This is a genomic window from Streptomyces sp. (genome assembly GCF_031178505.1).
Taxonomy (GTDB): domain Bacteria; phylum Actinomycetota; class Actinomycetes; order Streptomycetales; family Streptomycetaceae; genus Streptomyces; species Streptomyces gulbargensis.
Genome location: NZ_JAPSIW010000555.1, coordinates 1 through 4,793, shown reverse-complemented (window position 1 = coordinate 4,793; position 4,793 = coordinate 1). Strand labels below are relative to the sequence as shown.

The 4,793-nt window shown below is 72.6% G+C and carries 4 protein-coding genes and 1 pseudogene; 4 read left to right on the top strand and 1 reads right to left on the bottom strand.

Features of this window, described 5'->3' with window-relative positions:
• Positions 1-375: 375 nt before the first annotated feature.
• Positions 376-1,401: a LacI family DNA-binding transcriptional regulator gene (locus RIF68_RS27630; protein WP_309054020.1), complete on the bottom strand. Its 1,026-nt coding sequence runs from the start codon at positions 1,399-1,401 to the stop codon at positions 376-378.
• Positions 1,402-1,528: 127 nt separating this feature from the next.
• Between RIF68_RS27630 and RIF68_RS27625 the strand changes: the two genes are divergently transcribed.
• From RIF68_RS27625 to RIF68_RS27610, 4 genes and pseudogenes are all read left to right on the top strand, one after another.
• Entirely contained in the window at positions 1,529-2,809 is a 1,281-nt protein-coding gene (locus RIF68_RS27625; protein WP_309054019.1) for an extracellular solute-binding protein, read from the top strand.
• A gap of 103 nt (positions 2,810-2,912) precedes the next feature.
• Complete coding sequence (locus RIF68_RS27620) at positions 2,913-3,785, top strand: sugar ABC transporter permease (protein ID WP_309054018.1); 873 nt, start codon at positions 2,913-2,915, stop codon at positions 3,783-3,785.
• Complete coding sequence (locus RIF68_RS27615) at positions 3,782-4,630, top strand: carbohydrate ABC transporter permease (RefSeq protein ID WP_375165748.1); 849 nt, start codon at positions 3,782-3,784, stop codon at positions 4,628-4,630. The genes RIF68_RS27620 and RIF68_RS27615 overlap by 4 nt, the downstream gene beginning before the upstream one ends.
• 26 nt (positions 4,631-4,656) lie before the next feature.
• Positions 4,657-4,793 (top strand): annotated as a pseudogene (locus RIF68_RS27610) (glycosyl hydrolase); the annotation flags it as partial.

Here is a 4,793-nt window from a genome sequence, read left to right as displayed (position 1 = left end):
CATACAGGTGGTGCGGATGAAGCGACGGCTCGCGGGAGGCGACCGTCCGCCGGAGGCTAAACGCCTTTAGTAGGGCGGTCAAGAGTGGGGCGGTACGGGGCCGGGGCCGGCGTTCCGGGTACGGGGAGGGACGCGGGGCCTTCGCGGGAGCCGGCCCACGGGCTCGGAGGCGCCTCGGGCCCGGCCGCCGGGCGGCTGTCCCGGGTACGGGGAGGGACGCGGGGCCTCCGCGGGGGCCGGCCCACGGGCTCGGAGGCGCCTCGGGCCCGGCCGCCGGGCGGCTGTCCCGGGTACGGGGAGGGACGCGGGGCCTTCGCGGGAGCCGGCCCACGGGCTCGGGCGGGGCGCCTCCCCGCACCGCCCGGGCCCGGGGCCTCAGGCGGTGCGGTCGCCCGGGGCGGCCGTGCTCTCGCGGACGGTGAGGCGCGGCGTGGGGTTCTTGATGTCCCGCGCCGTGCCCGGGTCGTCCAGGAGGGCGAGCAGCGCCCGCGCGACCTGCTCGCCCAGGGCGAAGGTGTCACGGGTCAGGGCGGTGAGGGCGGGGTGGACGATCCGGGCGAGCGCGGAGTCCTCGAAGGAGACGACGGACAGCTCGCCGGGCACGGCCACGCCCATCTCGGCGGCGACGCCGAGTCCGGCCACGGCCATGACGTCGCTGTCGTAGATGAGCGCGGTGGGCCGCCGGGGCCGGGCGAGCAGGGCCCGGGTGGCGGCGGCGCCCTCCGCGTCGCTGAAGTCCGTCGGGAGCGAGACGGCCTCCAGGCCGAGCCGCCGCGCCCCGTCCCGTACCGCCCGGATCCGGCGCCGGGTGTGCTGGAAGGCCGGGAGCCCGGCGAGGTGGGCGATCCTGCGGTGCCCCAGGGCGGCGAGGTACTCCACGAGGGAGAGCATCGCCTCACGGTCGTCGGCCCAGACGCTCGGCAGCCGGCCGTGGCGGCCGGGGCCGCCGATGACCATCGCCGGTACGCCGAGCTCCTCCAGGACGGGGACGCGCGGGTCGCGCACCTGGAGGTCGACCAGGACGAAGCCGTCCACGCGGTGCTCCGAGGTCCAGCGGCGGTAGACCTCGATCTCGGCGGCGGTGTCCTCCACGACGAGGAGCTGGAGGGCGGTACCGCGGGTCGACAGGGCCGCCTGCAGGCCGCTGAGCAGCTGCCCGAAGAACGGTTCGAGGCCGATGGTGCGGGCCGGGCGCGCGAGGACGAGGCCGACGGTGCCGGCCCGGGCGCCACCGAGGGCGCGGGCGGCACTGTGCGGGCGCCAGTTCATCTCCTCGGCGACGCGCAGGATCCGCTCCCTGGTCGCGGCGCTGACCCCGGGGCGGCCGTTCAGGGCGAAGGAGACCGCGCCCTTGGAGACACCGGCGCGCCGGGCGATGTCGGCGATGGTGGGTCTGGCCACGGGGCGCCCCTTTTCCGTCCTCGTGCTCTCCCTTGACAGCGGAGTCTAACGGGAGCATAGTCCCCCTTCGCTAGACCGGTTTAGTCATACTGATCCACCGTCGGACAGCACAGACCGGGAGACCTCGATGCGAAGAAGCCTCTGGATCCGACCGGCCGTCGCGGCGCTCGCCGCGGTGACCCTCGCCGGCTGCGGGCTCGGCGACCCGGGCGGCGCGAACGATGACAACGATGCCAAGGGTGAGGTGAAGGGCCGGGTCTCGCTCCAGACCTGGGCCCTGAAGCCGAAGTTCACCGCGTACATGGAGGGCGTGATCGACGCCTTCGAGAAGAAGCACCCGGGCGTGGAGGTCGAGTGGCTCGACCAGCCCGGGGAGGGGTACTCCGAGAAGGTCCTGAGCCAGGCCGCCGGGGGCACCCTGCCCGACGTGGTCAATCTTCCGCCCGACTTCGCGCTGCCGCTGGTGAGGCAGAACATGCTGCTCGACGTGGGCGCGGCCGACCCGGCACTGGCCGCCGACTACGTGAAGGGCGGCGTCGACGCGTACCGCTTCCCCGGCACCGGGGGCACGTACGGCTATCCCTGGTATCTCAACACCGACGTCAACTACTGGAACGCCGAGCAGCTGAGGCGCTACGGCCTGGACCCGAAGAAGCCGCCCGCCGACCTCGACCAGCTGATCGCGGCGGCCCGCACGGTCAAGGAGCGGTCCGGCGGGAAGGTCCACCTGATGAGCCGCAAGCCCGGCCTGATGGACTTCGCCAACGCGGGGGTGCAGCTGATGTCGCGGGACGGCACCCGCTTCACGTTCAACACCCCCGAGGCGGCGGCGCTCCTGGACCGGTACCGGGAGGCGTTCAGGGAGGGGCTGCTCCCGAAGGACGTCCTGACCGAGACGTACGCCGGGAACACGCGACTCTTCAGCTCCGGCGCCGCAGCCTGGACCACCGCCGGCGGCAACTACATCACCTCGCTGGCCGTCGACAACCCGACCCTGGCGCCCAAGGTGGTCTCCTCCCCCGCCATGGGCACACCGCCGCTGTACGTGCAGGGACTGTCGGTGGCGCGGTCGAGCGGGAACCGGGCCACCGCGCTGGCGCTGGCCCGCTGGATCACCAGCGCCGGGAACCAGGCCGCGTTCGCCCGGCTCACCAGCGTCTTCCCGTCCACGAAGGCCTCCGCCGGCGACGCCTTCCTCAGCCGGAGCGACGGCACCAACGCGGGCGACGCGAAGGTCACCGCCTTCGCCTCGCTGGCCAGGGCCCGGATGCTGGAACCGGTCCAGGCCAACGACGCCGTCAAGACCGTCGTCAACCAGCAGATCGCCCTCGCCCTCAGCGGCCGGACCTCCTCCCGGGAAGCGCTGGACACGGCGGTCGCCCGCGCCGACGAGCTCCTGAAGGACTGAGTCCGGACCTGTGCGGACGGCGCGCCGTCCGTACGGCCCTCCCCCGCGCACCGGAAGGCCCCCGGCCCCCGCTCCCGCCGTACTCCCGCGAGGAAGGCACCCCATGACACACCGGCGCTGGTTCACCCCGTGGCTGCTCGCCGCGCCCGCCGTGGTCTGGCTCGCCGTGTTCAACCTGTGGCCCGCCGTCAACACGGTGATCCTTTCCTTCACCAACGCCAAACCGCTGGGCGGCGGCCGTTTCACGGGCCTGGCCAACTACGAACGCGCCCTCGGCGACGAGCAGTTGGCCGACGCCCTGCTCAACAGCGTCATCTACCTGCTGATCTGCCTGCCCCTGCTCACCTTCCTGCCGCTGCTGCTCGCGCTCCTCGTGGAGAAGAAGCTGCCCGGCATCACCTTCTTCCGCACCGCCTTCTACACCCCGGTCGTCGCCTCCGCCGTCGTGGTCGGACTGATCTGGGGCTGGGTGCTCGACGACCGCGGCCTCCTCAACGGGATCCTCGGTGCCCTCGGCGCGGCGGACCGGCCCGTCTCCTTCCTCACCGACCGGTGGCTGCTGCTGTTCAGCGCCATCGCGCTCACCGTCTGGAAGGGGCTCGGCTACTACATGGTCATCTACCTCTCCGCGCTCGGGAACGTGCCGCGCGAACTCCACGAGGCCGCCGCCGTCGACGGGGCCTCCGCCGCCCGCCGTTTCCGGCATGTCACCCTGCCCGGCGTGCGGCCCGCGATGATGCTGGTCTCCGTGCTCATCGCGGTCTCCGCGCTGCGCGTCTTCTCCGAGCTGTACGTCCTGTCGGACGGCACCGGCGGGCCGGGCGGGCGCACCATGTCGGTGGTCATGCTCATCCAGATGTACAGCAGGGGCTTCACCGGGCACATCGGCTACGCCTCCGCGCTCAGCATCCTGCTGTTCCTCCTCACCGTCGGACCGATGCTGCTGCTCGCCCGGCTCAACCGGAAGGGGGCCTGACCGTGTCCCGCAGCCTCGCCACCCCGTCCGCCGCCGAGAAGGCCGTGCGCTACGTGCTGCTCGTCCTCGTCCTCCTGCTGACCGTCGGCCCCTTCCTGTGGCAGCTGTCGACCTCGCTGAAGGGTCCGGACGAGGACGTGTACTCCCCGACCCCCGACTTCCTGCCCGCCGACCCGACCCTCGCCAACTACGCGCAGGTCGCCGAGACGGTCCCGGTGTGGACGTACGCCGCCAACTCCCTGGTCGTGGCGGGGATCGCGGTCGCCGGCAACGTCGTCGGCGCCACTCTCGCCGGCTACGCCCTGGCCCGGCTCCGCTTCCGGGGCGCCCGGCTGGTGCTCGGGCTGTTCCTCGCCACGCTCGTGCTGCCCGGTGAGGTCACGATCGTCTCGCAGTACGTGACGATCCGCAGCCTCGGTCTCACCGACACCCTGCTCGGGGTGGCCCTCCCCGGCGCCCTGGCCATGCTCAACGTCCTGCTGATGTACACGGCGTTCCGCGCGATCCCGCCCGACCTGGACGCCGCCGCACTGGTGGACGGCGCCAACGTGTGGCAGCGCCTCGTCCACGTCGGACTGCCCAGTGTCCGGGGCATGCTGAGCGTGGTCGTGATCTTCACGTTCATCGGCGCGTGGGACGACTTCCTGTGGCCGCTGATCGTGCTGAACGACCCCGCGCGCTACACCCTCACCGTCGGTCTCCAGTACCTCGACGGCACCTTCGCCGCGAACCCGCGGCTCATCGCGGCCGGCACGATGATCGCCTTCCTGCCGGTCGTCGCCGTCTTCGCCGCGCTCCAGCGGTTCTTCTTCAAGGGCGTCGAGGAAGGAGCGGTCAAAGGATGAACACCCGCGGAGGGTCACCCTCACCCATGACCGGCCACGAAAGCCGTCCGTCCGCGCCCGCCCGCCGGGCGCCCCGCTTCGGCGTCAACTACACGCCGAGCCGGGGATGGTTCCACCACTGGCTCGACTTCGACCTGGACGCCGTCCGGGCCGACCTGGACTC